The sequence below is a fragment of the Streptomyces sp. NPDC012474 genome, assembly GCF_042955185.1.
In the GTDB taxonomy this organism is placed as follows: Bacteria; Actinomycetota; Actinomycetes; order Streptomycetales; family Streptomycetaceae; genus Streptomyces; species Streptomyces cahuitamycinicus.
On sequence record NZ_JBIBEP010000013.1, the window covers coordinates 51767 to 77296 of the forward strand.

General features: G+C 71.8%; 24 protein-coding genes and 1 pseudogene. 12 read left to right on the top strand and 13 right to left on the bottom strand.

Annotation, left to right across the window (positions count from 1 at the left end; translation table 11 throughout):
- The first annotated feature begins 126 nt into the window (after positions 1 to 126).
- Together ACFY9S_RS26205 and ACFY9S_RS26210 are read left to right on the top strand one after the other, a co-directional pair.
- Complete coding sequence (locus tag ACFY9S_RS26205) at positions 127 to 1728, top strand: MFS transporter (protein ID WP_391132490.1); 1602 nt, start codon at positions 127 to 129, stop codon at positions 1726 to 1728.
- A 245-nt stretch (positions 1729 to 1973) separates the two neighbouring features.
- A complete protein-coding gene (locus ACFY9S_RS26210; protein WP_102913535.1) occupies positions 1974 to 3164 on the top strand; it encodes an acyl-CoA dehydrogenase family protein in 1191 nt (396 codons plus the stop codon).
- Between the two features lie 49 nt (positions 3165 to 3213).
- Here the strand turns inward: ACFY9S_RS26210 and ACFY9S_RS26215 are convergent, their stop codons facing one another.
- On the bottom strand, positions 3214 to 3654 hold the full coding sequence (locus ACFY9S_RS26215; RefSeq protein ID WP_388250965.1) for a cell division protein SepF: 441 nt from the start codon (positions 3652 to 3654) through the stop codon (positions 3214 to 3216).
- Between the two features lie 289 nt (positions 3655 to 3943).
- On the opposite strand from ACFY9S_RS26215, the gene ACFY9S_RS26220 reads away from it, so the two are divergent.
- The 3 genes from ACFY9S_RS26220 to ACFY9S_RS26230 all read left to right on the top strand — a co-directional run bounded on the left by ACFY9S_RS26220 (position 3944) and on the right by ACFY9S_RS26230 (position 7887).
- Positions 3944 to 5194, top strand: a complete 1251-nt coding sequence (locus ACFY9S_RS26220) for a DUF5685 family protein (protein WP_391132493.1) — start codon at positions 3944 to 3946, stop codon at positions 5192 to 5194.
- A gap of 279 nt (positions 5195 to 5473) precedes the next feature.
- A complete protein-coding gene (locus ACFY9S_RS26225; protein WP_391132494.1) occupies positions 5474 to 6379 on the top strand; it encodes a trypsin-like serine protease in 906 nt (301 codons plus the stop codon).
- 425 nt (positions 6380 to 6804) lie between these two features.
- Positions 6805 to 7887: an alpha-lytic protease prodomain-containing protein gene (locus ACFY9S_RS26230; RefSeq protein WP_391132496.1), complete on the top strand. Its 1083-nt coding sequence runs from the start codon at positions 6805 to 6807 to the stop codon at positions 7885 to 7887.
- A 285-nt stretch (positions 7888 to 8172) separates the two neighbouring features.
- On the opposite strand, the gene ACFY9S_RS26235 is transcribed toward ACFY9S_RS26230, so the two are convergent.
- Positions 8173 to 9195 carry a DUF3533 domain-containing protein gene (locus ACFY9S_RS26235; RefSeq protein ID WP_391132498.1) on the bottom strand — a complete coding sequence of 341 codons (1023 nt, stop codon included), beginning with the start codon at positions 9193 to 9195 and terminating at the stop codon, positions 8173 to 8175.
- Positions 9196 to 9349: 154 nt separating this feature from the next.
- Here ACFY9S_RS26235 and ACFY9S_RS26240 point away from each other — a divergent pair, with 154 nt between their 5' ends.
- Together ACFY9S_RS26240 and ACFY9S_RS26245 are read left to right on the top strand one after the other, a co-directional pair.
- A complete protein-coding gene (locus tag ACFY9S_RS26240) occupies positions 9350 to 12841 on the top strand; it encodes a DNA polymerase III subunit alpha (protein ID WP_391132500.1) in 3492 nt (1163 codons plus the stop codon).
- The gene (locus ACFY9S_RS26245; protein ID WP_391132502.1) at positions 12838 to 13821 is read left to right on the top strand and encodes a hypothetical protein; all 984 of its coding nucleotides are present in this window, start codon (positions 12838 to 12840) and stop codon (positions 13819 to 13821) included. The genes ACFY9S_RS26240 and ACFY9S_RS26245 overlap by 4 nt, the downstream gene beginning before the upstream one ends.
- A gap of 16 nt (positions 13822 to 13837) precedes the next feature.
- Here ACFY9S_RS26245 and ACFY9S_RS26250 read toward each other — a convergent pair whose 3' ends face one another.
- Complete coding sequence (locus tag ACFY9S_RS26250) at positions 13838 to 14212, bottom strand: cupin domain-containing protein (RefSeq protein WP_102914264.1); 375 nt, start codon at positions 14210 to 14212, stop codon at positions 13838 to 13840.
- A 79-nt stretch (positions 14213 to 14291) separates the two neighbouring features.
- Here ACFY9S_RS26250 and ACFY9S_RS26255 point away from each other — a divergent pair, with 79 nt between their 5' ends.
- Positions 14292 to 14738 carry a MarR family transcriptional regulator gene (locus ACFY9S_RS26255; RefSeq protein WP_391132504.1) on the top strand — a complete coding sequence of 149 codons (447 nt, stop codon included), beginning with the start codon at positions 14292 to 14294 and terminating at the stop codon, positions 14736 to 14738.
- A gap of 172 nt (positions 14739 to 14910) precedes the next feature.
- Positions 14911 to 15783 carry an alpha/beta fold hydrolase gene (locus ACFY9S_RS26260; protein WP_391132506.1) on the top strand — a complete coding sequence of 291 codons (873 nt, stop codon included), beginning with the start codon at positions 14911 to 14913 and terminating at the stop codon, positions 15781 to 15783.
- 117 nt (positions 15784 to 15900) lie between these two features.
- On the opposite strand, the gene ACFY9S_RS26265 is transcribed toward ACFY9S_RS26260, so the two are convergent.
- Positions 15901 to 16914: a lytic polysaccharide monooxygenase gene (locus ACFY9S_RS26265; protein ID WP_391132508.1), complete on the bottom strand. Its 1014-nt coding sequence runs from the start codon at positions 16912 to 16914 to the stop codon at positions 15901 to 15903.
- A gap of 302 nt (positions 16915 to 17216) precedes the next feature.
- Here ACFY9S_RS26265 and ACFY9S_RS26270 point away from each other — a divergent pair.
- A pseudogene (locus tag ACFY9S_RS26270) lies at positions 17217 to 17324 on the top strand (GNAT family N-acetyltransferase); the annotation flags it as partial.
- A gap of 31 nt (positions 17325 to 17355) precedes the next feature.
- On the opposite strand, the gene ACFY9S_RS26275 reads toward ACFY9S_RS26270, so the two are convergent.
- Positions 17356 to 17490 carry a hypothetical protein gene (locus ACFY9S_RS26275; protein WP_102913163.1) on the bottom strand — a complete coding sequence of 45 codons (135 nt, stop codon included), beginning with the start codon at positions 17488 to 17490 and terminating at the stop codon, positions 17356 to 17358.
- Positions 17491 to 17628: 138 nt separating this feature from the next.
- On the opposite strand from ACFY9S_RS26275, the gene ACFY9S_RS26280 reads away from it, so the two are divergent.
- On the top strand, positions 17629 to 18261 hold the full coding sequence (locus tag ACFY9S_RS26280; RefSeq protein WP_391132510.1) for a methyltransferase domain-containing protein: 633 nt from the start codon (positions 17629 to 17631) through the stop codon (positions 18259 to 18261).
- Here the strand turns inward: ACFY9S_RS26280 and ACFY9S_RS26285 are convergent.
- Both ACFY9S_RS26285 and ACFY9S_RS26290 read right to left on the bottom strand, forming a co-directional pair.
- Complete coding sequence (locus ACFY9S_RS26285) at positions 18220 to 18720, bottom strand: DUF402 domain-containing protein (protein WP_391132512.1); 501 nt, start codon at positions 18718 to 18720, stop codon at positions 18220 to 18222. The two genes, ACFY9S_RS26280 and ACFY9S_RS26285, sit on opposite strands and share 42 nt — an antisense overlap.
- A complete protein-coding gene (locus ACFY9S_RS26290; protein ID WP_391132514.1) occupies positions 18701 to 19630 on the bottom strand; it encodes a GNAT family N-acetyltransferase in 930 nt (309 codons plus the stop codon). Before ACFY9S_RS26290 ends, ACFY9S_RS26285 begins: the two co-directional genes overlap by 20 nt.
- Positions 19631 to 19701: 71 nt before the next feature.
- Between ACFY9S_RS26290 and ACFY9S_RS26295 the strand changes: the two genes are divergently transcribed.
- Positions 19702 to 20070 carry a GntR family transcriptional regulator gene (locus tag ACFY9S_RS26295; RefSeq protein WP_391132516.1) on the top strand — a complete coding sequence of 123 codons (369 nt, stop codon included), beginning with the start codon at positions 19702 to 19704 and terminating at the stop codon, positions 20068 to 20070.
- 13 nt (positions 20071 to 20083) lie between these two features.
- Here ACFY9S_RS26295 and ACFY9S_RS26300 read toward each other — a convergent pair whose 3' ends face one another.
- The 6 genes from ACFY9S_RS26300 to ACFY9S_RS26325 form a co-directional block, all read right to left on the bottom strand.
- Positions 20084 to 20860, bottom strand: a complete 777-nt coding sequence (locus ACFY9S_RS26300; RefSeq protein WP_391132518.1) for a DUF72 domain-containing protein — start codon at positions 20858 to 20860, stop codon at positions 20084 to 20086.
- Positions 20861 to 20940: 80 nt separating this feature from the next.
- The gene (locus tag ACFY9S_RS26305; protein WP_391132520.1) at positions 20941 to 21336 is read right to left on the bottom strand and encodes a hypothetical protein; all 396 of its coding nucleotides are present in this window, start codon (positions 21334 to 21336) and stop codon (positions 20941 to 20943) included.
- 305 nt (positions 21337 to 21641) lie between these two features.
- The gene (locus ACFY9S_RS26310) at positions 21642 to 22736 is read right to left on the bottom strand and encodes a DUF5925 domain-containing protein (protein ID WP_391132522.1); all 1095 of its coding nucleotides are present in this window, start codon (positions 22734 to 22736) and stop codon (positions 21642 to 21644) included.
- 75 nt (positions 22737 to 22811) lie between these two features.
- Positions 22812 to 23612, bottom strand: coding sequence for a polysaccharide deacetylase family protein (locus ACFY9S_RS26315; RefSeq protein ID WP_391132524.1), 801 nt, complete (start codon positions 23610 to 23612; stop codon positions 22812 to 22814).
- A complete protein-coding gene (locus tag ACFY9S_RS26320) occupies positions 23605 to 24621 on the bottom strand; it encodes a glycosyltransferase (protein ID WP_391132526.1) in 1017 nt (338 codons plus the stop codon). Before ACFY9S_RS26320 ends, ACFY9S_RS26315 begins: the two co-directional genes overlap by 8 nt.
- Entirely contained in the window at positions 24618 to 25439 is an 822-nt protein-coding gene (locus ACFY9S_RS26325) for a glycosyltransferase (protein ID WP_391132527.1), read from the bottom strand. The genes ACFY9S_RS26320 and ACFY9S_RS26325 overlap by 4 nt, the downstream gene beginning before the upstream one ends.
- Positions 25440 to 25530 lie beyond the last annotated feature (91 nt).

The following is a 25530-nucleotide window of genomic DNA, read 5'->3' on the forward strand; positions in this document are numbered from 1 at the left end:
TCTGACGTGTCACTCGCTTTTCGTTTGCGCGGGCCGGAGACCACCGCTCCTCTCCGGCCGAGTCGCGGGGGCGTCCCCCACCCCGTGAGCCCGCCGATCGCGAGGGAACATCTGGGAGGTACGTACATGTCCGGGACGACCACGGCCGCCGCCGCGCTGCGCCGTCGGGCGGCCGGGGCCGGTGCCAACCGCTGGGTGGTTCTCGTCGTCCTCTGCGTCAGCCTGCTGCTGGTCGCCGTCGACGCCACCGTGCTGCACGTGGCGGTCCCCGCCGTCACCGAGGACCTGAGGCCCGGCGGGATAGAGCTGCTCTGGATCGTCGACGTCTACCCACTGGTCTGCGCCTCGCTGCTGATCCTTTTCGGCACGCTGGGCGACCGCATCGGCCGCCGAAGAGTACTGCTCCTCGGCTACACGCTGTTCGGTGTCGCCTCCGGTCTCGCGGCCCTGGCCGACAGCGCCCAGGTACTGATCGTGGCGCGGGCGCTGCTCGGCGTGGGCGGCGCGATGATCATGCCCGCGACCCTGTCGATCCTGCGGCAGGTCTTCCCGGACCGGCGCGAGCGGGCGCTCGCGATCGGCATCTGGAGCGCCGTGGCCGCGGTGGGCGCGGCGGTCGGTCCGCTGCTCGGCGGCTTCCTGCTGGAGCACTTCTGGTGGGGCTCGGTGTTCCTCGTCAACATTCCGTTGATGCTGGTCAGCCTCCCGGTGGGACGACTGCTGCTGCCCGAGTCGAAGGGGGACGGCAAGGGCCCCTGGGACGTCGTCGGGGCGCTGATGGCGGCGGTCGGGCTGTTCGGCGTCGTACTGGGCGTGAAGCGGCTCGGCAGCGGGGAGTCGGTGGGCAGTCTGGCCACCGTGCTGCCGCTGGTGGTGGGCGCGCTCCTGCTGGCCGGCTTCGTACGGCGGCAGCGGCGGCGGGCGTATCCGCTGGTCGACCTCACGATGTTCGCGCGGCCGGCGTTCAGTACGTCCGTCGGGTGCATCGTGCTGGCGATGCTCGCGCTGGTGGGACTGGAACTGATCGCGGCGCAGTACCTGCAACTGGTGCTCGGGCTGTCGCCGCTGGAGACGGGGCTGCGGCTGCTGCCGCTGACGTTCGCGGCCATGGCGGCCGGGCTGGCCGGGGCGCGGATGCTGCGGCGGTTCGGGCCGCGGCGGATGGTGTGCGCCGGGTTCTGCCTCACGGCGTTCGCGGTGGTGCTGCTGACGGCGCTGGGCCGGACGGACGACTGCGCACTGATGCTGAGCGGGTTCGTGCTGCTCGGCTTCGGGCTGGAGACGACGCTGTTCGGGGCGTACGAGTCGATGCTGAGCGAGGCGCCGCAGGAGCAGGCCGGTGGGGCGGCGGCGATCGGGGAGACGTCGTACCAGCTCGGGGCGGGCATCGGGATCGCGCTGCTCGGCACGGTGATGAACGCGGCGTACGCGCCCGGGCTGTCGGGCGTGCCGGGGGTGCCGGCGTCGGCGTCCTCCTCGGCGGGGCATTCGCTGGGGGAGGCGTACGAGGTCGCCGCGCAGCTGGGCGGGTCCGCCGGTGCCGCTCTGCGGCATGCCGCCCGGGACGCGTTCGTACACGGGCTGCATGTGACGTTGCTGGTGAGTGCGGGGTTGTTGCTGCTGGGGGCGGTCATGGCGCTGCGGTTGCCGCGCGTCATGCAGTGTGAGTCGGAGCCGGTGGAGCTGCCTGCTCCCAGGGACGCGGCGGAGTCGCGCGTCTCGGTGTGACACCCCTTCGCCCACCCACGCGCCGCCCGTAGCTGTCAGGGGAGGGGCGGTGTCCGCCGTTGGCGGCTTGCGGTGTGCGGCCGTTGCCCGCCCAGGCGTCGTCCGTTACGGGCGGTTGAGGCGTTGGGGGTCGCCCACGGGCGACCTCGGGCTGTCACTCGGCAGGTACGGGTGGTGCGTGGGTGGGCTGAGGCCTTAGCGTCGGACTAGCGGTGCTAGTTATAGACCTTCGGAGGGTGTCGATCATGTCCGGTTCATCCAAGCTGCCTCCCTTCGATCCCGCCGATCCCCTCGGCCTGGACGACCTGCTGGAGCCGGAGGATCTCGGGATCAGGGACACCGTGCGGTCCTGGGCCGCGGACCGGGTGCTGCCCCATGTCGCCGAGTGGTACGAGAAGGGGGAGCTGCCCGGGATCCGGGAGCTGGCCAAGGAGCTCGGCGGCATCGGCGCCCTCGGCATGTCACTCGACGGGTACGGCTGCGCCGGTGCGTCCGCCGTGCAGTACGGGCTGGCCTGCCTGGAGCTGGAGGCCGCCGACTCCGGCATCCGTTCCCTGGTCTCCGTGCAGGGCTCCCTCGCCATGTACGCCATCCACCGCTTCGGCAGCGAGGAGCAGAAGCAGCAGTGGCTGCCGCGGATGGCCGCCGGCGAGGTGATCGGCTGCTTCGGGCTCACCGAGCCCGACCACGGCTCCGACCCCGCCTCCCTGCGCACGTACGCCAAGCGCGACGGCTCCGACTGGATTCTCAACGGCCGCAAGATGTGGATCACCAACGGGTCGGTCGCCGGCGTCGCCGTCGTATGGGCGCAGACCGAGGAGGGGATGCGCGGCTTCGCGGTGCCCACCGACAGCGGCGGGTTCTCCGCTCCCGAGATCAAGCACAAGTGGTCCCTCAGGGCCTCGGTCACCAGCGAGCTCGTCCTCGACGACGTGCGGCTGCCCGCCGACGCCGTCCTTCCGGAGGTCACCGGCCTCCGCGGACCCCTCAGCTGTCTGTCCCACGCCCGGTACGGCATCGTCTGGGGAGCCATGGGCGCGGCCCGCAGCAGTTTCGAGGCAGCGGTCGACTACGCGAAGTCACGGGAGCAGTTCGGTCGGCCCATCGGCGGCTTCCAGCTCACCCAGGCCAAACTCGCCGACATGGCGGTCGAACTGCACAAGGGGATTCTGCTCGCCCATCACCTGGGGCGGCGTATGGACGCCGGCCGGCTGCGCCCCGAGCAGGTCAGCTTCGGCAAGCTCAACAACGTCCGGGAAGCGATCGAGATCTGCCGCACGGCCCGGACCATTCTCGGCGCCAACGGGATCTCGCTCGAATATCCCGTGATGCGGCACGCGACCAATCTCGAGTCGGTGCTCACCTATGAGGGCACCGTCGAGATGCACCAGCTCGTGCTGGGCAAGGCGCTCACCGGACTCGATGCCTTCCGGTAGGCCGGTCCGGTAACCCTGCGCGGGGGCAGGGCCGGTGAGCGGCCCTGCCTCAGCTCTGGTTGAAGAATCCGTCCGTACGGCGCCCGGCCGGGTCGCCGTTGACGATCTCCGTGTTGGCGGGAGTCAGCAGGAACACGCGGGTCGACACTCTCTCGATCGAACCGCGCAGGCCGAAGATCAGCCCGGCCGCGAAGTCGACCACGCGCTTGGCGTCGGACGCCTCCATGGCCGTGAGGTTCATGATGACCGGCACGCCCTCGCGGAACAGTTCGCCGATGGCGCGCGCGTCCCGGAAGCTGTCCGGGGTCACCGTGCCGATGCGGCGGCCCTTCTCCTCGGCGACGTCCGAGGCCACCTTGACCCGCGGATCGGTGACCCAGGCCTCCCCGGGCTCGTTCCCGTCGGAGTAGTCGTCGTCGTCGTAGTAACGCTCGTCTTCGTTGTCGTCGACGAGGCCAAGCCAGGCACTTGCCTTGCGTACCGATCCCATGGACGCCTCCTCTCACAGCGGTCTTTCTGCTTTCCGCATCCCTATGGTCGTCCATGATGCGGATGGCGCGCCAAGTGGATAGACGCCGCACGGGGGGTTTGTGACGGTACTGGTGCACAGCGAATCCGTCGAGAGTCCGTGTGTCCCAAGGGCCGTTTCCCAAACGGCTGCTGACTGTGAGTGAAATATGATTCTTCTCGGCGTACGGGTGACGCCGGGGCGTATGGGTGAATGCCGGGGTCGATACGATGCCGCAGCTCAACGTCGTCACAAACCTCGGGGGAGCGTTGTGTTCGGAATCGTCAGGCCCTGCAGGCACCGGCTCGGGGAGGAGCTCGCGAGCCAGTGGATGGCGCATTTGTGCGGGCTCTGCCTCGCGCTGCGCGGTGACCACGGGCAGTTCGCCCGGATAGTCACGAATTACGACGGGCTGCTCCTATCGGTTTTGACGGAGGCTCAGTCGCAGAGCGAGGGGGCCGGCCGGCGTACGGCGGGACCGTGCCCGCTGCGCGGCATGCGCACCGCCTCCGTGGCGCACGGCGAGGGGGCCCGGCTCGCGGCGGCCGTGTCCCTGGTGCTGGCCTCGGCGAAGGTCCGCGACCACGTCACGGATGGTGACGGACTGTTGGCCCGCAGGCCGGTGTCGCGTGCGGCGCGCCGGGTTGCCGCGAGCTGGGACACGGCAGGGGCCCGGACCGGCACCGTTGTGGGATTCGACACCGCGCTCCTGGTCGACGCCGTGGACCGGCAGGCCGGGATCGAGGCGCTGGCCGGGCCCGGGACGCCGCTCCTGGTGGTCACCGAACCGACCGAGACCGCGACCGCCGCGGCCTTCGCGCACACGGCGGTTCTCGCCGGCCGGCCGCACAACGCCGGGCCGCTCGCCGAGGCCGGACGGCTCTTCGGACGCCTCGCGCACCTGCTGGACGCCGTGGAGGACCTGCACGCCGACGCCGCGTCAGGCGCCTGGAACCCGATCGCCGCGACCGGCACTCCGCCGGCGGAGGTCCGGCGGCTCGCCGACGACGGGGTGCAGGGGGTGCGGCTGGCGCTGCGCGATGCCGAGTTCACCGATGCCCGGCTCGTACATCTGCTGCTCGTGCACGAACTGCGGCGCTCGGTGGACCGGGCGTTCGGCACGGTGCCGGTGTGCGCCTCCCACCAGGGCGGCGGACCTTACGGACAGCAGGGAGCCCAGGGGCAACCGCCACAAGGCCCCTACGGCTCCCCGCACCCCCCGTACGCGGGCGGTGGCGGGAACCCGTACGGCGGTGGCGGGAATATGTACGGCGGTGGGGGAGGCGCGTACGGCGGTGGCGGGTTCGGCGGTCCGGGGTTCGGTGGTGGCGCGCCGGTACCCCAGCCGCCCCGTCGACGTGGGTTCTGGGCCGGCTGCGGGATGTTCTGGCTCCTGTGCTGCACCTGCAAGCTGTGCTGCGCCAAGGAGTACGAGGGGCCGTGGTCCCGTAAGAAGCGCGAGGGTGTCTGCCGGGACTGCGACTGCGACGGGTGCGACTGCTGCTGCCCCTGCGACGGCTGACCCGGCCACCCCGTACGGGCCCGCACGACGCTCCAGGGTGGACGCTCCAGAGTGATGGTGAGGGCCCGGAATCCGGCCGCGGTGCGGCTTCGTAAAGATCCATCAAAGGTTGAAGTCCGAAAGGCACTCTTGCGCCGACCGGCCGTTCGGCCGAATACTCCCCATCAGCGCTTGTCAGGGGCACGGCGTGTTCGGAATCCGAACCGCCGGCCCCGGACTGCGCCTCACGGGCCCGAAACCCCACGAGGGCCCCCTACTTCCTTTGTGGAGGAACGAAAAGTGAGGATCAAGCGCACCACCCCCCGCAGTGGCATTTCGAGACGGACCCGGCTGATCGCCGTTTCCACCGGCCTCGTTGCCGCCGCAGCGATCGCGATCCCCAGCGCGAACGCCTCCGACGCCCCCACCACCTTCAGCGCCGCCGAGCTCAAGAGCGCCAGCGGCTCGCTGCTGAAGGCCGACATCCCGGGCACCGCCTGGGCCGTCGACAGCAAGACCAACCGCGTGCTCCTGACCGTGGACAGCACGGTCACCCAGGCCGAGATAGCGAAGATCAAGCAGCAGGCCGGCGGTAACGCCGACGCGCTCACGATCAAGCGCACCCCCGGCAAGTTCAACAAGCTCATCCAGGGCGGCGACGCCATCTATGCGAGTAGCTGGCGCTGCTCCCTCGGCTTCAACGTCCGCAACAGCAGCGGGCAGCAGTTCTTCCTGACGGCCGGTCACTGCACCGACGGCGCGGGCACCTGGTACTCCAACTCCGGCCGCACCTCGGTCATCGGCTCGACCGCCGGCTCCAGCTTCCCGGGCAACGACTACGGCCTCGTGCGCTACAGCGGGTCCGTCAGCCGTCCCGGTACCGCCAACGGCGTGGACATCACGCGTGCGGCCACCCCGAGCGTGGGCACCACCGTCATCCGTGACGGCTCCACGACCGGTACGCGCAGCGGCCGCGTCACCGCCCTCAACGCCACCGTCAACTACGGCGGCGGCGACATCGTCTCCGGCCTGATCCAGACCACCGTCTGCGCCGAGCCCGGTGACTCCGGCGGTTCGCTCTACGGCAGTAACGGTGTCGCCTATGGCCTGACCTCCGGCGGCAGCGGCAACTGCTCCTCCGGCGGCACGACGTTCTTCCAGCCCGTCACGGAGGCCCTGAGCGCCTACGGCGTCAGCGTCTACTAGGCCCCCGGCGGCAGTTCGCAGCACTTCACGGCCCCCGCACGCCACCGCGTGCGGGGGCTTCGCGCTGTGCGCCGGGGCTCGCGCTGGGGGCGGGGGCTTCGCTCTGCGCGGGGGCGCGCGCTGGGTGCGGGCCGCCTGCCGCAACCGGGGGTCGGAGGGGTGAAATCCAGCCATGGACAGACCTCACAGAGTGGGCACACATTACTCACGCGTAATGTTTGCAGTGTGAACGCGCGGGAGTTGGGTCCGATTTGATCGTGGACGGTCAAAATGAGGGGGCGTGCGAAGCGCTGTCTACGCGCGTCTCGAACTCACCCTTGTGTGCTCCCCGTTGTCCTCGGAATAGTGGGCGCTCGTCAACGAAGCCTTCCGGCTCGTGAGGTCCCCACAACCTCTCGGGCCGACCCCCCACAGGAGGACAGAAGTTGAAGCACCGACGCATACCCAAGCGGCGTGCAGCCGTGGCAGGCGCGGGCATCGCCGCGCTGGTCGCCGCGGGAGTGACGTTCCAGACCGCGAACGCCAGTGAGGCCCCTGAGGCGTCCGCACCCCGGACCCTGTCGGTCGCCGCGGCCGGAAAGCTCGCCTCGACGCTGGCCGAGGACCTGGGCGGCGACGCGGCCGGGACGTACTACGACACCAAGAGCAAGAGCCTCGTGGTGAACGTGCTCGACGAGGCCGCCGCGCAAGCCGTCGAGAAGGCCGGAGCCAAGGCGAGAGTCGTGGCGAACTCCCTCGCCGAACTCAAGAGCGCCCGCGGCACGCTGAAGCAGGACGCGACGATCCCGGGCACCGCCTGGGTGACCGACCCGACGACGAACAAGGTCGTCGTGACCGCCGACCGCACGGTCTCCAAGGCCGAGTGGGCGACCCTGACGAAGGTCGTGGACGGGCTCGGCGCCAAGGCCGAACTCAAGCGGTCGAAGGGGGAGTACAAGCCCTTCATCGCCGGCGGTGACGCGATCACCGGCGGCAGCGGGCGCTGCTCGCTGGGCTTCAACGTGGTCAAGGGCGGCGAGCCGTTCTTCCTGACCGCCGGTCACTGCACCGAGGGCATCTCCACGTGGTCGGACTCCGACGGCAAGGAGATCGGCACCAACGCGGACTCCAGCTTCCCGGACAACGACTACGGGCTGGTCAAGTACACCGCGGAGGTCGCTCACCCGAGTGAGGTGAACCTCTACGACGGCTCCAGCCAGAAGATCTCGGGCGCCGCGGACGCGACCGTCGGCATGGCGGTCACCCGGAGCGGGTCGACCACGCAGGTGCACGAGGGCAAGGTCACCGGGCTGGACGCCACGGTGAACTACGGCAACGGCGACATCGTCAACGGACTGATCCAGACCGACGTGTGCGCGGAGCCGGGTGACAGCGGCGGGTCGCTGTTCTCCAGCGACAAGGCGGTCGGGCTCACGTCCGGCGGCAGCGGTGACTGCACTTCCGGAGGGGAGACGTTCTTCCAGCCGGTGACCGAGGCGCTGTCGGCGACCGGGACGCAGATCGGCTGACGACCGAGTGTGTGAAGTCCCGCCCCTTGTGCGAGGGGCGGGACTTTTGCGTGCTGTGCGCCGTCCTTGCGTCGCGTGTCGCCTCTCCGTTTCGTCGTGTGCGGCTTTCGTTCGGCTTCGCGTGAAGCCGGGTGGTGGGTCGGGGCCGCGCCGCTGGGTGTCCGTCCTCCGAACGGCCCGATGGGGTCGGACGCCGACCGACTGTTCGTCGACGCGCCGACCGCTGCGGGCGGCCCCCCCTGGCACGGTCCCCTCTCGCCGTGCGCGGGTGCGGGCCGGGAGCGGTTACGGGATCTGCGTCGCGTTCGCGCGCTTTCGTGCCGCGGCTGCCGCCAGGGTGATCGCGGTTCCCGCCACCGCCCACGCCGCCAGGACCAGGAGTGACGTCGTCATCGCGTTGTCGTCGAAGTAGGCGATGGAGCGGGTCGACCAGGTGCCGGCGCCCGGCGGCAGGGCCGGGCCGATCGCCTTCCAGAAGGGTGGGAGGAGGGGTGGGGGCAGTGCGCCGCCCGCGCTGGGGTTGCCGAGGATGACCACCAGCAGGATGACCAGGCCGATGCCGATCGTGCCGAAGAGGCCCTGTAGCGCGAGGGTGGCCGCGCCCACGGCGAAGATGATCAGGGTGCCCAGACCCCAGAGGGCCGCGGTGCTGCCCGGCAGGGCGTCCAGGGCCGGGCCGGCGATGAGGGCTCCGCCGAGACCGCCGGTGAGGGCGACCAGGGCCATGACCGCCAGGCGGATCGCCGCGCGGGAGGGGTTGGAGGGTTTCGCCCCGGCGCTGATGGCCAGGGCCGCGGCGCCCAGGTAGCCGCCCACGCACCAGCCGATCACCAGGTAGAAGGACGAGAGTCCGTTGGGGTCGTGGGGTGCGGACGGGATCACGTCGACCGTTCGGACGGTGCGCCGCTCGGACTTCTCCAGGTCGGTGACCAGGGTCGTCAGCGTGGTGGAGAGGATCCTGCCGCTCCCGGAGGCGACCAGGAGGGTGTCGGTACCGCCCCGGGGGTCGATGATCAGGGCCGCGTCGATGTCGCGGTGGGTGAGCTGGGACCGGGCCGTGGCCTCGTCGGGCAGGGCGCGGGGGTCCAGGGGCGAGCCGGGCAGCCGTTCCAGCCGGGTGACGGCCTGTCCCGCGGCGGCCTGCGGGGCGACCACGCCGAACGGCACGTCCTTGGGTTTCGGGTCGTGCAGTGCTCCCACGTACGAGGCGATGAACAGCAACTGGAGGGCGATCACGCCGACGATGAGCAGGGTGGCCCGCGGGGTGACGGCGTCTCTCACCTCCGTGCGGAACGAGCTGTGCGGCATGCCTCCACGGTCGGGGGTTTTGGGGTGTTTCCGCAGGTGGGGCGGGGCCGAACGGATGTCGCACATACATTCGAGGATGGGGGTATGGTGGGGGTGAGGTAGCTGGGAACAGATGTTCGAGAGCTGGTGTGGCTCACAAGTGCGGGAGGTGCGTGTGCCGGGGTTCACGCATCTGCACACCGTCTCCGGATTCTCGTCGCGCTATGGAGCCTCGCACCCGGAGCGGCTGGCCGAGCGTGCCTCCGAGCGGGGCATGGACGCTCTGGCGCTGACCGATCGCGACACGCTCGCCGGTGCTGTCCGGTTCTCGAAAGCCTGCGCGAAGGCGGGGGTCCGGCCGCTGTTCGGAGCCGAGCTGGCGGTGGCGGGTGCGGAGCCCGGCGCCGGAGCCGAGCGGCGGGGGCGGCGCCGGACCCCGGTGCGGGGTGGTGCCTTTGTCGACGAGTCGGCTCCCCGGGTGACCTTTCTCGCCCGGGACGGCGCCCGGGGATGGGGGGAGCTGTGCCGGCTCGTCTCGGCTGCCCATGAGGGGGAGGGAACGCCCCTGCTGCCCTGGGAGCGCAATCACGCGGAGGGGCTGACCGTGCTGCTCGGCCCCGGATCGGACGTCGGGCGCGCCCTGGCCGCGGGGCGGCCCGACCGTGCGGCGCGACTGCTCGCGCACTGGCGTGACGTCTACGGCGACACCCTGCGGCTGGAGGCCGTCTGGCACGGCCGGAAAGGGACGGGGCCCGGGTCGCTGCGGCTGGCCGCCCGGACCGTCGGCTTCGCCGCCGAGCAGCGGATCCGGCCCGTGCTCACCAACGCGGTGCGGTACACCGACCCGGGTCTCGGGCCGGTCGCCGATGTCCTGGACGCCGCCCGGCGGCTGGTGCCCATCGACCCGGCCAAGGGGCTGGACTCCGGTGAGGCCTGGCTCAAGGACGCCGGGGACATGTTCGCTGCGGCGGAGCGGATCGTGGAGGCCGCGGGGTTCCGGCGGGAGACCGCGCACCGGCTGGTGGAGCAGACGCAGGCCACGGCCGCCGAGTGCCTGGTCGATCCCGAGGACGATCTCGGGATCGGTACCGTCCACTTCCCCGAACCGCATCTGGTCGGCGCCGGGCGCCGGACCGCCCAGCGGACGCTGGCCTCGCGGGCGGCGGCGGGGATGGTGCTGCGCGGCTACGACCGGCGGCGGGAGTACTGGGAGCGGATGCACCACGAGCTGGACATCATCGCCCACCACGGTTTCGCCTCCTACTTCCTGACCGTCTCCCAGGTGGTGGAGGACGTACGGAGGATGGGCGTACGGGTCGCCGCCCGGGGATCCGGGGCCGGGTCGCTCGTCAACCATCTGCTCGGTATCGCGCATGCCGACCCGATCGAGCACCGGCTGCTGATGGAGCGGTTCCTGTCGAAGGAGCGGGTCGTGCTGCCCGACATCGACATCGACGTGGAGTCCGCGCGGCGGCTGGAGGTCTACCGCGCGATCATCGGCCGGTTCGGCACCGAGCGGGTGGCGACGGTCGCGATGCCGGAGACCTATCGCGTACGGCACGCCATCCGTGACGTGGGGGCCGCCCTGTCCATGGATCCGGCCGAGATCGACCGGGTCGCCAAGTCCTTTCCCCATATCAGGGCGCGGGACGCCCGCGCGGCGCTGGAGGAGCTGCCCGAGCTGCGCGCGCTGGCGGGGGAGAAGGAGAAGTACGGGAAGCTGTGGGAGCTGGTCGAGGGGCTGGACGCACTGCCGCGCGGCGTGGCCATGCACCCGTGCGGGGTGCTGCTGTCCGACGCCTCCCTGCTGGCGCGTACGCCGGTCATGCCGACCAGCGGCGAGGGCTTTCCGATGTCGCAGTTCGACAAGGACGACGTCGAGGACCTCGGGCTGCTGAAGCTCGATGTGCTGGGCGTGCGGATGCAGTCGGCCATGGCGCACGCGGTGGAGGAAGTGGAACGGGTGTCGGGGGTGAGGGTCGACCTGGACGGGCTGCCGCCGGGGGATCCGCAGACGTACCGCCTGATCCAGTCCACCGAGACCCTCGGGTGCTTCCAGATCGAGTCGCCCGGGCAGCGGGATCTGGTCGGGCGGCTCCAGCCGGCCGGCTTCCACGACCTCGTCGTCGACATCTCGCTGTTCCGGCCCGGGCCGGTGGCCGCCGACATGGTGCGGCCGTTCATCGAGGCACGGCACGGGCGGGCGCCGATCCGGTATCCGCACCCCGACCTGGAGGGGCCGCTGAAGGAGACCTACGGGGTCGTCGTCTTCCACGAGCAGATCATCGACATCGTCGACATCATGACCGGCTGCGGGCGCGGCGAGGCCGACCGGGTGCGGCGCGGGCTGTCGGATCCGGAGTCGCAGGAGCGGATCAAGGTGTGGTTCGCGCAGCACGCTGCGGTGAACGGCTATGACGCGGAAACGATTCAGCGGACCTGGGAGATCGTCGAGGCCTTCGGGTCGTACGGCTTCTGCAAGGCGCACGCGGTCGCCTTCGCCGTACCGACGTACCAGTCGGCGTGGCTGAAAACGCATCACCCGGCCGCCTTCTACGCGGGGTTGCTCACGCACGACCCCGGCATGTACCCGAAGCGGCTGCTGCTGGCGGACGCGCGGCGGCGCGGAGTGCCCGTGCTGCCGCTGGACGTGAACACGTCGGGCGTCGCACACCGTATCGAACTGGTGTCCGGTAAATGGGGTCTGCGGCTGGCTCTCTCCGATGTGCACGGCATCAGCGAGGCCGAGGCGGCGCGGATCGCCGAGGGGCAGCCGTACGCCTCGCTGGTCGACTTCTGGGAGCGGGGCCGGCCCAGCCGTCCGCTGGCCCAGCGGCTCGCACAGGTGGGAGCGCTGGACGCGTTCGGCGCCAATCGCCGGGATCTGCAACTGCATCTGACCGAGCTGCACCGGGGCGCCCGGGGCGGGGGCGGCGGCCAGCTCCCCCTGGCCGGGGGGCGCGAGACCGCACCGGCCGGACTGCCCGACCTCACCTCCTCGGAGCGGCTCAGCGCCGAGCTGGGCGTGCTGTCCATGGACGCCTCGCGGAACCTGATGGACGATCACCGGACGTTCCTCGACGAGCTCGGTGTGGTGTCGGCGCGGCGGCTGCGCGAGGCCCGGCACGGGGAGACGGTGCTGGTCGCGGGCGCCAAGGCGGCCACGCAGACGCCGCCGATCCGGTCCGGAAAGCGCGTCATCTTCTCCACCCTGGACGACGGCACGGGCCTGGTCGACCTCGCCTTCTTCGACGACTCCCACGACGCCTGCGCCCACACCGTCTTCCACTCCTGGCTGCTGCTGGTGCGCGGGGTGGTGCAGCGCCGCGGCCCGCGCAGCCTCAGCGTGGTGGGCGCCGCCGCCTGGAACCTCGCGGACCTGCTGGACGTACGCCGGGAGGAGGGGCTGGAGGGAGTCGCGGCCCGGCTGGCCGGTGGCGGTGGTTCCGGTGACGACGGTGACGGGGCCGTGCGCCGGCGGCTCGCCGGCTCGGAAGGGGCGCCCGCGCCGACGGGTTCCGCGGCCCAGGACCCGATGGAGCAGCGGAGGATCCGCATGGCCACGGGGTACGAGATGCACCCCTGGGCCGATCTGCGTCCCGCGGGGGAAGGGCCCGCGGCGGTCGGAAGAAAGTTGTGGCACCAGAGTCCGGGGAGTGCGGGATGACCATCCTCTGCGTACGTTTCCAGCTGCCTCCGGCGAGCGAGGCGGATCTGCCCCGTCTGCTCGGGATGCTGGAGGAGTTCACGCCCGTGGTCCAGGCCCTGCCACCGGACGGGGCGCTGGCCGACCTGCGCGGCGCCGAGCGGTACTTCGGGCGGGACGCCGTCGAACTGGCCTCGGTGATCCGGGTGCGGTCGCTCGCGCTCCACGGCGTCGACTGTGTGATCGGGGCCGGGCCCGGGCCGATGCTGGCCAGGATGGCGCTGCGCGACGCCGCGCCCGGTGTGACGCGTACGGTGACCGGCGAGCCGGACGCCATCGCGGAGTTCCTCGCGGACAAGCCCGTCGCGGCGCTGCCCGGTGTGGGCGCCGCGACCGCCCGCACGCTGGGCGACTACGGCCTTGACACCCTCGGCCGGGCCGCCGCCGCACCGCTGTCCACACTGCAGCGGCTGATCGGCGCGAAGGCCGGCCGCGAACTGCGCGAGAAGGCGAACGGCGTCGACCGCGGCCGGGTCGTGCCGAACGCCGTCTCCCGGTCCCTCGCGGCGGAACGCCCTTTCGGGCGCGACGAGCTGGATCCGGACCTGCACCGCCGGGCGCTGCTGTCGGCCGCCGAGGAGATCGGCGCCCGGCTGCGGGCCCTGGAGAAGGTCTGCCGCACACTCACCCTGACCGTGCGCTACGCCGACCGGTCCGCCACCACCCGCAGCCGCACCCCGCCCGAGCCGACCGCGCACTCCCCGGCGCTGACCCGGACCGCGTACGGCATGTACGAGGCCCTCGGCCTGCAGCGCGCCCGGGTCCGCGCGATCGCCCTGCGCGCCGAGGGGCTCGACCCCGCCGACCAGGCCTCCCACCAGCTGACCTTCGACCCGGTGGACGAGAAGGTCCGCCGCATCGAGGAGGTCGCGGACCGCGCGCGAGCGAAGTTCGGGCCGCGGGCGGTGATGCCCGGGGGACTAGGGGGGCGGGCGGCGTAGAGCCTTCCCCGTGACGTCAGTTGGCCCACGGCGGCGCGATGCGGGTGCCGTCGGCCAGCCGTGCCTCCAGGCCGATCGAGGTGGTGACCCAGGAGAACGCGGTCCGGTCGGTCGGGTTCTCGACGGCCAGGGTGGCGCCGGGGTTGATGATCACCGTGTCGCCCGCGGCGATCCGCTCGGTGCGGCCGTCGAGGGTGATCAGCAGTTCGCCGTCGAGCAGATGGAAGATCTCCTCCCGGCTGACCGTGTGCGCGGGCGCCTTGAGGCCGGCCGGGATCTCGCCGCGCCAGGCGCACAGCTCCTTGCTGCCGCTGTTCGGGGTGGCGTACGAGACGAATCGGGCGCCGTGGATCTCGTGGATGACGGCTTCGGACGAGCGGACTATGGGCATGAGACCTCCAGATGGTCAAGCTGCTTGACTATATGGTCAAGCAGCTTGACCATCACGTCAAGGGTGTTTCAATGCATGCGTGCAGAACTCCGAGGCCATGGCCCTGTCCGCCGCCCTGCTCGCCGCCGCCGGCGGGCTCACGCAACGCATCAACGAGGGCGTGCTCGCCCGCGGCTTCGAAGGGGTGCGCCCCGCGCACGGCTTCGCCTTCGCCCGGCTCGCCCCGGACGGCGCGACGGTCACCGACCTCGCCGCCCATCTCGGGGTGACCAAGCAGGCCGCGAGTCAGCTCGTCGACGAGATGGTGCGCAAGGGGTATGTCGAGCGGCGGCCGCATCCCGGGGACGCGCGGGCCCGTCTGGTCGTGCTGACCGAGCGGGGGTGGGGGTGTACGCGCGCCGCGGAGGAGGTGGCGGCGGAAGCGGTTCGGGAGTGGGGGGAGCTGCTGGGGGAGCGGGAGGTGCGGTCGCTGGGGCGGCAGTTGCTGCGGATCGCTCCGCACGGGCCCATCCGGCCCGCCTGGTGAGGGGGTCTCAGTCGTGGCCGTGGGTGCCGGTTACCGCTGCAAGTTTTTACTGACGCGTAACTTCCCAGTTTGACTACTCGCCCGTAACTTGACGAATGAACAGCATCCTCGTGATCCGGATCACAGGGCCAAGTGCCGTCGCACCTCCCTTGAGCCGCAAGGAGATCACCCGATGCTGCCCTGGAAACGAGTGCTCAGACCCCTGGCCGCGCTGCTGCTGACCGCCGCGGCCGTCACCGTCCCCGCCACCACGGCCCAGGCCGCCGGTGCCCCGGGCTCCGGCTGGAACTCCGGCTGGAACGACTACTCCTGCAAGCCGTCCGCCGCCCACCCCCGCCCCGTCATCCTCGTCCACGGCACGCTCGGGAACTCCGTCGACAACTGGCTGGGCCTCGCCCCCTACCTGAAGGTCCGCGGCTACTGCGTCTTCTCCCTCGACTACGGGCAGTTGGAGGGAGTCCCCTTCTTCCACGGCCTCGGCCCCGTCGAGAAGTCCGCCGGACAGCTGAAGGACTTCGTCGACAAGGTGCTCGCGGCCACCGGCGCCGCCGAGACCGACGTCGTCGGACACTCGCAGGGCGGCATGATGCCCCGCTACTACCTGAAGTTCCTCGGCGGAGCCGCCAAGGTGAACGCCCTCGTCGGCATCGCGCCCAGCAACCACGGCACCACCCTGAGCGGTTTCACCCACCTGCTGCCGTACTTCCCGGGCGCCGCGGACCTGCTGGCGAAGAACACCCCCGCCCTCGCCGACCAGGTCACCGGCTCCGCCTTCCTCACCAAGCTCAACGCGGGCGGCGACACCGTGCCCGGCGTGCGCTACACCGTCATCGCCACGCGGTACGACGAGGTCGTCACGCCGTGGCGCAGCCAGTACCTGAGCGGGCCGGACGTGCGCAACGTCCTGCTCCAGGACCTGTGCCCCGTCGACCTGTCCGAACACGTGGCCATCGGGCTGCTCGACCGGGTCGCCTTCCATGAGGTGGCCAACGCCCTCGATCCGGCGCGGGCCAGGCCCACCACCTGTGCTTCAGCATTCGAATGACACGTGTCACCGATGGACACATGTCAGGGGAATCGTTTCGGGGCCTGTCCGGCCTGAGCCGCCGGACAGGCCCCGGGTCATGGGACGGTGGGGATCAGCCGCCGTGCGGCCCGCCGCTCACCGTCCGGCGCCGGGCCTCACCGTCCGGCGCCGGGACGACAGGAACAGGGCCGACGAGCCGAGCGCAAGCGTGGCCGCGCCCCCGATCGCGAGGTACGTGGTGCCGCTGTCGCCGCCGGTCTCGGCGAGGTTGCCGGTGGCACCGGCCGCCTTCGGCTGGTTGGGCGCGGACGCGGCGGCCTTCGGCCGGTCCGCCGTGCTCCCCCGCGGAGCCGCGGCCGGAGCCGCCGAGGTGCCGGGGTCGTTGTCGCCGTGCCCGTGGTGCTCGATGGTCGACTTGTCGTTGCCCTCCTCGATCTGCTTCTCGCTGGGAGCCGAGGCGGACGGGGCCGGTGCGGCGGCGCCGCCCGCGGTGCTGCCACCGCCGCTGCCACCGCCGCCGAAGCTGACGTCCGAGCAGGAGTAGAACGCCTCCGGGCTGTCCGACCGCTGCCAGACCGCGTACAGCAGGTGCTTGCCGGAGCGCTGGGGCAGGTTGCCGGAGAAGGTGTAGAAGCCGCCGGTGGCGGCCGGGTCGGTGGACGTCGCGACCGGGTTGGCGAGATCCAGGTCCTGCCAGGCGAGCGGCTTGGCCGGGTCGTAGCCGGGCTTGGTGATGTAGACCTTGAACGTGCCCTTGTGAGGGGCCGTCACCCGGTACTGGAAGGTGTGCGAGCCGCTGCTCACGCTGGTCGCGGGCCAGTCGGCGCGGGCCAGGTCGAGGCCCTTGAACTGCTCGTTGTTCGCGCTGCACAGCCTGCCGTCCGGGATGAGCCGCTGGTGCCGGCCGTCCGCGTCGCCGATGCGGATGCCGTTCCAGTCGTACAGGGCCTGGGTGCCGCCCGCCGCGACCGCCGCCTTGCACGCGGCCGACTTCGGACTCTCGGGGCCCTCGGCGTAGCACTGCGAGACCCGGCTGACCGGGTCGCCCATCGAGCCGTGCGCGGCGGCCGGGGCGGCGGCCAGGGCGGTCAGGGCGAGCGGGAGGCTGCCGAGAGCGGCGACGGTGGCTGCTGTGCGGCGTGCGGGCATGCGGGAACTCCTCGAAGCGGTGCGGGGGACAGGCCCGGGCCCGGTGGACCGGATCCCGTGGGGTGCTCCCGAAGCTAGCCCCTGGGAACCGCGAAATCGCCTGCTGAGGGCGGGTGGAGGAGATCCTTATGGCCCGCTTAAGGGAGGGTTCGGACTGGCATCAGGTAGGTACCGTCGCGGCATGGCGGAAGAGAGGATCCGGCCGGCCGGGCCGCCGACGTATCGGTCGTCGCGGACGTGATCGACGCGGCCTTCCGCCCCTGCATCGAGCGCATCGGGCGCGTGCCGCAGCCCATGGAGGTCTGATGTGGGAGAACCAGGAGATCTGTCCGAGATACGGCTACGAGCAGGTGGAACGCCGCGTGGACGGGCCCTATGACCGCGTCCACTACCGCAAGCGGCTGCTCTGAGGCGTGCGTCTCATGATCGGTACCGGCCCGTTCAGGCGTCCGGCCACCAGGTGCGGGCGATGTCCTTGCGAACCTCGGGGCGCCCCGAGGGGCGCTCGTCGGCCTCTTCGCGGACCCGGCGGACATCCGTCTTCTTCAGGGGCTTCTGCACGGTCACACGGCGCATGGCTGCCTCCTTAGGGGCTACCGGGTTCCGCGTTCTCACGGAGGTAGACCTTTCGGGGGAGGGTTACTCATCGCTCCCGGTCTGTCAGTGGCGGCAGTCACGATTCGAGTGTCAGTGGCGGGTGTCACTCTTGGAACCATGACCAATGTGGACTGGGACGCCGAGGCCGCCTCCTTCGACGAGGAACCGGACCACGGCCTGCGCGACCCGCGGGTGCGCCGCGCCTGGGCCGGGCGGCTGCGCGGCTGGCTGCCCGCACGGGCGTCAGACGTCCTCGACCTCGGGTGCGGCACCGGCAGCCTGTCGCTCCTCGCGTCCGAGCAGGGGCACCGGGTGACGGGCGTGGACCTCTCCCCGGCGATGGTGACGCTCGCCAGGGAGAAGCTCGCCGGGCGTGACGCCGTGTTCCTCGTCGGTGACGCCGCGGCACCGCCGGTCGGGGAACAGCGCTTCGACGCCGTGCTCGTCCGGCACGTCCTGTGGGCCCTGCCCGACCCCGGCCGCGCCCTCGGGCACTGGTGCGGCCTGCTGCGGCCGGGCGGGCGGCTCGTGCTGGTCGAGGGCGTGTGGGGGAGCGTGGATCCGGTCGGCATACCCGCCGAGCGGCTCACCGGCCTGCTCGCCCCGATCGCCGGGCGGGTGTCCGTGGAGCGGCTCTCGGACGACCCGCTGCTGTGGGGCGGGCAGGTCACGGACGAGCGGTACGCGGTGGTCGCTCAGGTCCGGACGTCAGGCCAGGAGCGCGGTGAAGTCGCCGCCGCGGGCGAGTGACTCCAGTTCGTCGAGCGCGCCCAGGGCGGCCCGCGCCGCCTCCGGGTCCGTCTCGGCGAGGCCGCTCTCGGCGAACTCGTCCTCGTCCAGGCGCCGTACGTCCGTGCCGTCCGCGGAGCGCCACAGGTCCAGGTCCAGATCCTCCACGACCAACTCCGACCCGGAGCGCACGGCGGGGCGGGTGATGTCGCAGTACCAGCCCTTCAGCGCGCCCGTGGCGGAGCGGACCTCCTTGATCGCGTACCAGCGGTCACGCCAGTAGTACTCCGTGAAGACGTCCCCGGGCTCGAAGCGGACGAAGCCGAAGTCGCGGACGCCGGAGCCCGCCCACGGGGCGCGGACCGCCAGGCGGGTGCCGTCGTCCGTCAGCAGCTCGCCGGTGTAACGGATCTTCGTACGGCCCGCCTTGACGAGCACGACGTCCAACTGCGGGATGCGGTCAGCCGAGTTCGCGGACATACCGTATTTCCTTCGCGCAGGTCTCGTAGCCGAACCACTTGTTGATGGCGATCATCGGCTCGTTGCCGGTGTCGTTGCCGGTGAACGCCTCGGTGTACCCCGCGGCGCGGGCGCGGTGCAGGGAGTCGTTCTTGGCGAGCTTCGCCAGGCCCCGCCCCCGGAACGCGCGGGAGGTGCCGGTCATGGCCGTGGCGTAACGGGAGCCACCGTCGGTGAACGCCGAGGTGAAGGCGGCGAGGCGCCCGTCGACGACCGCGATCGTGGTCAGGTCGCGGTTCAGGAGCGGGTTCTTCCAGGTCTCCTCGATCCAGGCCTCGTAGTCCGTGAACTCCACGTCGATGTCGCTCGGTTCGTCCGACGAGGTCTCCGCGTCCAGTTCGAACACGGGACGCGGATCGTCCGCGAAGTCGGCCGCCGTGCGCAGCTCGACGCCCGCCGGCGGATCCTGGCGGGGTGGCAGGGTGCCCGCCGCCAGGTCCAGGCGCAGGAACCAGGCGGAACGGCTGGCCCGGAACCCGCGCCGCTCGGCGAAGGCGCGATTGTCCGGCTCGTCCAGCACCCACGTGAACAGCTTGGTGACACCCAGGCGTCCCAGGCGCTCCTCGGCGGTGCGCAGCAGGAGCGAACCGGCGCCGCGCCCCGTGTGGCCGGGGCGCACATAGATGTTGGCGGAGCCCTGGCCGGGCTCCGGACTGTCATGGGCGACGCTGATCTGGGCCGTGCCGATGACCTCGCCGTCCTCCTCGGCGACGAGCTGCCCGAAGCGGGCGTCCGGGTGGGCGTGCGTGAGGGTGTGCACCACGGACTCGGGTGTGGAGAGCATGTACGGAAGGGCGAGGCGGCGGGTGGCTGAGAACCCCTCGGCGTCGGCTCGGACGTCGGGGCGCAGGTCGCGCACGATCACGGTCATGGGGACGCACGCTACGCGTGGACCTGTTCGGGGTGCCTCTCATTTTCCGGCGGGTGCGCGACAATCGGGCTGTGACCTTGAAGATCGACATCGACGACAGCGCCCCGCCGTACGAGCAGGTGCGGGCGCGGATCTCCGAGCAGGCCCGGTCGGGTGCGCTGCCGGTGGGGTACCGGCTGCCGACCGTCCGGGGGCTGGCCGAGTCGCTGGGGCTCGCCGCGAACACGGTCGCCAAGGCGTACCGGGCGCTGGAGGCGGACGGGGTGATCGAGACGCGCGGCCGCAACGGCACGTTCGTGGCCGCCGCCGGCTCCGCGGCGGACCGCGAACTGGCCTCGGCCGCACAGGCCTATGTGGAGCGGGCCAGGAGGCTCGGGCTGGGCGAGGACGTCGCGCTCGCCGCGGTACGGGACGCCCTGCGGGCGGCGTCCGGGGAGTAGGGAGGCCGGGGGCCTAACCGGACCGCTGTGTCAGTCGCTCCGGTGTCCTCGTGATGTCCAGCCCCGCGGACCTCCCCGCCCGTGCGAACGCCATCGCGTCCTCCACCGCCGCGCCGCCCGGGTCGTTGTTGAAGTACGCGTAGACGTCCTCGCCGTCGGACCAGGTCGTGGCGATGCGGTCGAGCCAGGTGGCGAGGGAGCGGCGGCCGTAGCGGGGCCAGGGCCGGGCGCGGCCCTGGTGGAAGCGGACGTAGCCCCAGTCGGTGGTGCGCCACAGAGGTGTCGCCGGGCGGGCCAGGATGTCGGCCCAGCACAGGGCGGCACGCCGGGACTCCAGGACGCGGCGGACCTGTGGGGTCCACCAGGAGTCGTGGCGCGGCTCGACCGCGACCCTGGCCGGGGCCGGGAAGCAGGCCAGGCACGCGTCCAGCAGGCCCGGGTCGGCGCGCAGGGTGGGCGGGAGCTGGAGCAGGACCGGGCCGAGACGGTCGCCGAGGCCCGCCGCGTGACTCAACAGGCGGTGCACCGGCTCCTCGGGATCCTTGAGCCGCTTGATGTGCGTCAGATAGCGGCTCGCCTTGACCGCGACGACGAAGTCCCCGGGCACCCGCCCCCGCCAGTCCTCGAAGGTCTCCCGGGCCGGCAGCCGGTAGAAGGCGTTGTTGATCTCGACGGTGGCGAACTGCGCCGCGTACTCCTCCAGCCAGAGCCGCATCGGCAGCCCGGACGGGTACAGGACGTCCCGCCAGTCCTTGTACTGCCACCCGGACGTGCCCACGAACAGGGTCATATCCCTATCAAAGCACCGCAGGCCCTGGAGGGCGGTCGTGGCAGTCGTAGCCGTCATGGCGGCCTGGCCCGCCGGATCCGCTACGTGTCGGTGCGCGTGTGGAAGCGGTAGAACAGCAGGAGGAAGACGACTGCCGTGACCAGCAGTGCCGTGATGACCACGGGGCGGATGTCGTCGCCGGTCTGGCTGTAGAGGAAGCCCAGGGCGACACCGGCGAAGGCGGCCCGGAGCAGGGCGTGCAGGGCGTGCAGGTCGCGTCTGAGGCGCCGGATCACCTGGACCACGGCGATGCAGAGCGCCGTGAAGGCCAGTGCGCTCCACACTCCCGACGCCACATCCGCTCCGGTGATCGGGCCGCCGTGACGCCGGTTCACGGCGACCCAGTTGCCGTAGACGACACCGAGTGCGACGGGCAGGACCCACCGTGCGACGCGGTGGGCGGGTTCGCTGAACACGGTGGGCGCCGTGTGCGCCATCGGAGGCCTCCCTGGTCCATGCGGAGCGCGGCGTCGCTCCGCGGCACACCTTGGCACGCCTGGGTAACAGGGAGGTGAGAAGCGGTTGTGAGGGCCCGGTGGGTGACCCCGCGGCGGGTCCCGGCGGGGTGGCTCCGCGGCGGGTCCCGGCGGGGTGGCTCCGCGGCGGGTCCCGGCGGGGTGACCCTGCGACGGGTCCCGGCGGGGTGACCCTGCGACGGGTCCCGGCGGGGTGGCTCCGCGGCGGGCCCGGTGGATGGCACCCCGCCACGGGCCCCGCTGAATAACCCCGCTGGATGACCCCGCTAGAGATACAGCCCCGCGTCGACGCCCCCGCGTGGCTCCGGGAGGGCGGTCGGGGAGGTGCCCCGGCGCAGTGCGTACAGCTCGGCCAGCGTCGCGCCCTCGCGGCCGATGCCGTCCTCCCCGCCCAGCCAGTTCGCCGCCTCGGAACGGGTCAGCGGACCGACCTCGATCCGGGCGAGGCAACGGCCCGGGCGGACCACGGCCGGGTGCAGCCGCTCCAGGTCCTCGTTGGTCGTGACCCCGACCAGGACATTGCGGCCCTGGCCGAGCAGTCCGTCCGTCAGGTTCAGCAGCCTCGACAGGGCCTGGCCCGCCGTGTGCTTGGCCTCGCCGCGGATCAGCTCGTCGCAGTCCTCCAGGAGCAGCAGCCGCCAGCGGCCCTTGCCCGTCGCGTCCTCCTCGCCGATGGCGATGTCCATGAGGTAGCCGACGTCGGAGAAGAGCCGCTCGGGGTCCAGGACGCAGTCGACCTGGCACCAGTCGCGCCAGGATCGGGCCAGTGTCCGCAGCGCCGACGTCTTGCCGGTGCCCGGCGGGCCGTGGAGCAGCAGGAGACGGCCCGCGATGTCCTCCGGGGTCGTCTTCATCAGGCGGTCCATCGCGTCCGCCACCGGCGCGGTGTAGTTGGGCCGGACCTCCTCCCAGGTGCCCGCCGCGATCTGGCGGGTGGTGCGGTGCGGGCCGCGCCGCGGGGAGACGTACCAGAAGCCCATCGTGACGTTCTCCGGCTGCGGTTCGGGCTCGTCCGCCGCGCCGTCCGTGGCCTGGTCGAGGACCTTCTTCGCGAGCTCTTCGCTGGTCGCCGTCACCGTGACGTCGGCGCCCCGGTTCCAGCGGGAGACCAGCAGCGTCCAGCCGTCGCCCTCGGCGAGCGTCGCGCTGCGGTCGTCGTCCCGGGCGACGCGCAGCACCCGGGCGCCGGACGGCATCAGCGTCGCCCCGGACCGCACGCGGTCGATGTTCACCGCGTGGGAGTACGGCTGCTCGCCCGTCGCGAAGCGGCCGAGGAACAGCGCGTCGACGACGTCGGACGGGGAGTCGGAGTCGTCGACGTTGAGCCGGATCGGCAGTGCCTCGTGCGGGTTTGCAGACATGCCGCCATGATCCGGCACGGGGACGCCGCGTGCACCCGGTTTCCAGGTGCACGCGGCATGTTGACCCCGTGCAGGTCAGCCCATGGAGCGGGAGACCAGCCGGCGGGCCTGCCGAACCCTGCGGACGACGGCGTACCCCTTGGTCAGGGCACGGTCCCCGGCGTACGAACGGGCGATCGCGCGGGCCTCGACGACCCGCTCGAACTCCTCGATGCCCGTGCTGCGACGCACCGTCACCCGCCGCAGCGCGTACGGCCCCTGCGCGCGCCGCGCGAGCCCGTTGCCGACGGCGAGGGCCTGGGCGTAGCCCGTCTCGCGCACCGCCTGCCGGACCCGGCGGCTGGAGTAGCCGTAGGGGTAGGCGAACGAGGCCGGGACGGTGCCCAGCTGGTCCGAGACGATCTCCTTGCAGTGGATCAGCTCGAAGCGCAGCGTGGCGTCGGAGACCTGGTCGAGCTGCGGGTGAGTGTGGCTGTGCCCGCCGATCTCCACGCCTCCCGCCGCGAGTTCGCGGACCTGGTCCCAGTCCAGCATGGTGTCCAGGCCGCCCCCGGTGTCGTACGGCCCCCTGAGCCACCCGGTCGAGACGAACAGGGTGGCCGGGAAGCCGTGCTTGGCGAGTGCGGGGAGGGCGTGCCGGTGCACGCCCTCGTAGCCGTCGTCGAAGGTGATGAGGACCGGCCGCTCGGGCAGCGGCCGGCCGGAGCGCCAGCACGCGGCCAGTCGGGCCGTGGTGACGGGCGTGAGACCCCGGTCGGCGAGCACCGCCATCTGCTCGGCGAAGGCCTCCGGGGTCACCGACAGGGCGCGGGTCGCGTCGTTCGGGTCGGTCGCGACCGCGTGGTACATGAGGATCGGTACGCGGGCGTCACTCACGGGCCGCCACCTCCACCTGCGGCACCCGGAACGTGGTTCCGCCCCGGCGCGCCCGGACGCTGCCGACGACGTAACCGCCCGCCGCCGTCAGCACCCCGGCCACGATCGCCCCGGCCCGCCCCGCCCCGCCCGGCCTGGCCAGCAGGGCGTCCCGCAGGCCCCGGCCCACCCCGGCCGGCAGGACCCGGGCGGCGTACCGGCGCTCCGACTCCAGACCCTTCCCGGCCCCGACACTGCGGGCCACCAGCGCCTTGGACAGCCCCTCGGCGTAGGTGCGGGTGCGGAAGTAGCGGAAGTGCTCGCGCACCTCGGGCACCCGGTGGTGGATCACCGCCCGGTCGTCGATCAGCAGCACCGCGTCGGGACGGGCGCGGCTGAGGCGGATGCACAGTTCCGTCTCCTCGCAGCCCAGTGGGCGTTTGTCGCCGTCCCGTCCGATGCCGGTGGCGAAGCCGCCCGCCGCGTCGAAGGCGCTGCGGCGGAACGAGGCGTTGCCGCCGAGCACGTTGCGCACCCGGACCCGGCCGCGCGGCAGGCCCCGGTACGTGCAGCCCACCACCCAGTCGAACTCCTCCGGGAACCAGTCCGGCCGGCGTCCCGACGCCCAGACCGGCACCGTGCGCCCGCCGACCGCCATCACCCGCGGGTCGCCGTACGCCTCGGCGAAGTGGCGCAGCCAGTCGCGCTCGGCCACGGCGTCGTCGTCGAGGAAGGCCACGACCTCACCGCGCGCGACGGCGATGCCGGTGTTGCGGCCGGCGGACAAGCCGCGGGGGCCCGCGTTGGCGAGCACCCGCACCACGGCGTCCCCGGAGGACTCCGTGTACTCGTCGTACTCCTTGTACTCCTTGGCGAGCCGCTCCCGGAGCGTCTCGTTGTGGTCGACGACCAGCAGCGTCTCCAGGGCCGGCCGCGACTGCGCGCGGACCGAGGAGACCGCCGCGAGGATGTCCTCCCAGCGGTCCTCGGTGTACGCGCAGATCACGACGGAGATGCCGGGACCGCTCAAGACACCTCTCCCCGCATCGCGGCCGGCATCGACGAACGGGGCGAACGGCGGCGCAGGGCACGGCGGTTGGAGCGCTCCTGAAGGATCACCCTGAGCACGCGCAGGCCGTCCCGCACGGCCCGCAGATTGCTGACGCCGTGGATGCGCAGGTACTCGTGGCTCGGGATCTCCTGCACCTTGAGCCCGGCCTTGACGACCCGGATGTTCATCAGGGTCTCGACCTCGAAGCCGGTGCAGTCGAGGTCGATCTTGTCGAGGCAGTGCCGCCAGAAGGCGTTGTAGCCGTAGCACAGGTCGGTGTAGCGGGCGCCGAACTTGCGGTTGACGACGGTGCACAGCGCCCAGTTGCCCATCTTGCGGATGAAGGTCATGTCGTCGGTGCCGCCGCCGTTGGCGAAGCGGGAGCCCTTGGCGAAGTCCGCGCCGGAGACCAGGGCGGAGACGTAGGAGAGGATTTCCCCGCCGTCCGCCGAGCCGTCCGCGTCGACCATCACGATGATGTCGCCGGTGCAGGCCTGGAATCCGGTGATCAGGGCGTCGCCCTTGCCCTTGCCGCGCTGCTCGACGACCTTGACCTCGGGCCACAGCTCACGGGCCACCTGGACGGTGTCGTCGCTGGAGTTGCCGTCGACCAGGACCACTTCGTGGATCCAGTCGGGCAGTGTCTTGAAGACGTACGGAAGGTTCTCCGCCTCGTTCATCGCCGGGATGACCACGCTCACCGGCGGCGCTATGGCCAGGTGCGAGGAGACGGGCCGGTACTTTCCGGCGGTCGGCGGATGCGGGTCCGTCGCGGCCGGTTGCAGAACTGAACTCATGAGTCTGGTCCCTCTCGTCCGGTGGACCGCCCCCCCAGGGCAGTCCGGATCCAGTCCGGTTCGAAAGGGGGGTTCTCACCCGTGGCACGCC

Bases quoted from the DNA above. Each gene is read 5' to 3' on its own strand.
- ACFY9S_RS26325 (WP_391132527.1), bottom strand. From the start codon at position 25,439: ATGAGTTCAGTTCTGCAACCGGCCGCGACGGACCCGCATCCGCCGACC.
- ACFY9S_RS26235 (WP_391132498.1), bottom strand. From the start codon at position 9,195: ATGCCGCACAGCTCGTTCCGCACGGAGGTGAGAGACGCCGTCACCCCG.
- ACFY9S_RS26205 (WP_391132490.1), top strand. From the start codon at position 127: ATGTCCGGGACGACCACGGCCGCCGCCGCGCTGCGCCGTCGGGCGGCC.
- ACFY9S_RS26290 (WP_391132514.1), bottom strand. From the start codon at position 19,630: ATGACCGTGATCGTGCGCGACCTGCGCCCCGACGTCCGAGCCGACGCC.
- ACFY9S_RS26210 (WP_102913535.1), top strand. From the start codon at position 1,974: ATGTCCGGTTCATCCAAGCTGCCTCCCTTCGATCCCGCCGATCCCCTC.
- ACFY9S_RS26245 (WP_391132502.1), top strand. From the start codon at position 12,838: ATGACCATCCTCTGCGTACGTTTCCAGCTGCCTCCGGCGAGCGAGGCG.
- ACFY9S_RS26285 (WP_391132512.1), bottom strand. From the start codon at position 18,720: ATGTCCGCGAACTCGGCTGACCGCATCCCGCAGTTGGACGTCGTGCTC.
- ACFY9S_RS26250 (WP_102914264.1), bottom strand. From the start codon at position 14,212: ATGCCCATAGTCCGCTCGTCCGAAGCCGTCATCCACGAGATCCACGGC.
- ACFY9S_RS26305 (WP_391132520.1), bottom strand. From the start codon at position 21,336: ATGGCGCACACGGCGCCCACCGTGTTCAGCGAACCCGCCCACCGCGTC.
- ACFY9S_RS26260 (WP_391132506.1), top strand. From the start codon at position 14,911: ATGCTGCCCTGGAAACGAGTGCTCAGACCCCTGGCCGCGCTGCTGCTG.
- ACFY9S_RS26275 (WP_102913163.1), bottom strand. From the start codon at position 17,490: ATGCGCCGTGTGACCGTGCAGAAGCCCCTGAAGAAGACGGATGTCCGC.
- ACFY9S_RS26310 (WP_391132522.1), bottom strand. From the start codon at position 22,736: ATGTCTGCAAACCCGCACGAGGCACTGCCGATCCGGCTCAACGTCGAC.
- ACFY9S_RS26300 (WP_391132518.1), bottom strand. From the start codon at position 20,860: ATGACCCTGTTCGTGGGCACGTCCGGGTGGCAGTACAAGGACTGGCGG.
- ACFY9S_RS26265 (WP_391132508.1), bottom strand. From the start codon at position 16,914: ATGCCCGCACGCCGCACAGCAGCCACCGTCGCCGCTCTCGGCAGCCTC.
- ACFY9S_RS26280 (WP_391132510.1), top strand. From the start codon at position 17,629: ATGACCAATGTGGACTGGGACGCCGAGGCCGCCTCCTTCGACGAGGAA.
- ACFY9S_RS26215 (WP_388250965.1), bottom strand. From the start codon at position 3,654: ATGGGATCGGTACGCAAGGCAAGTGCCTGGCTTGGCCTCGTCGACGAC.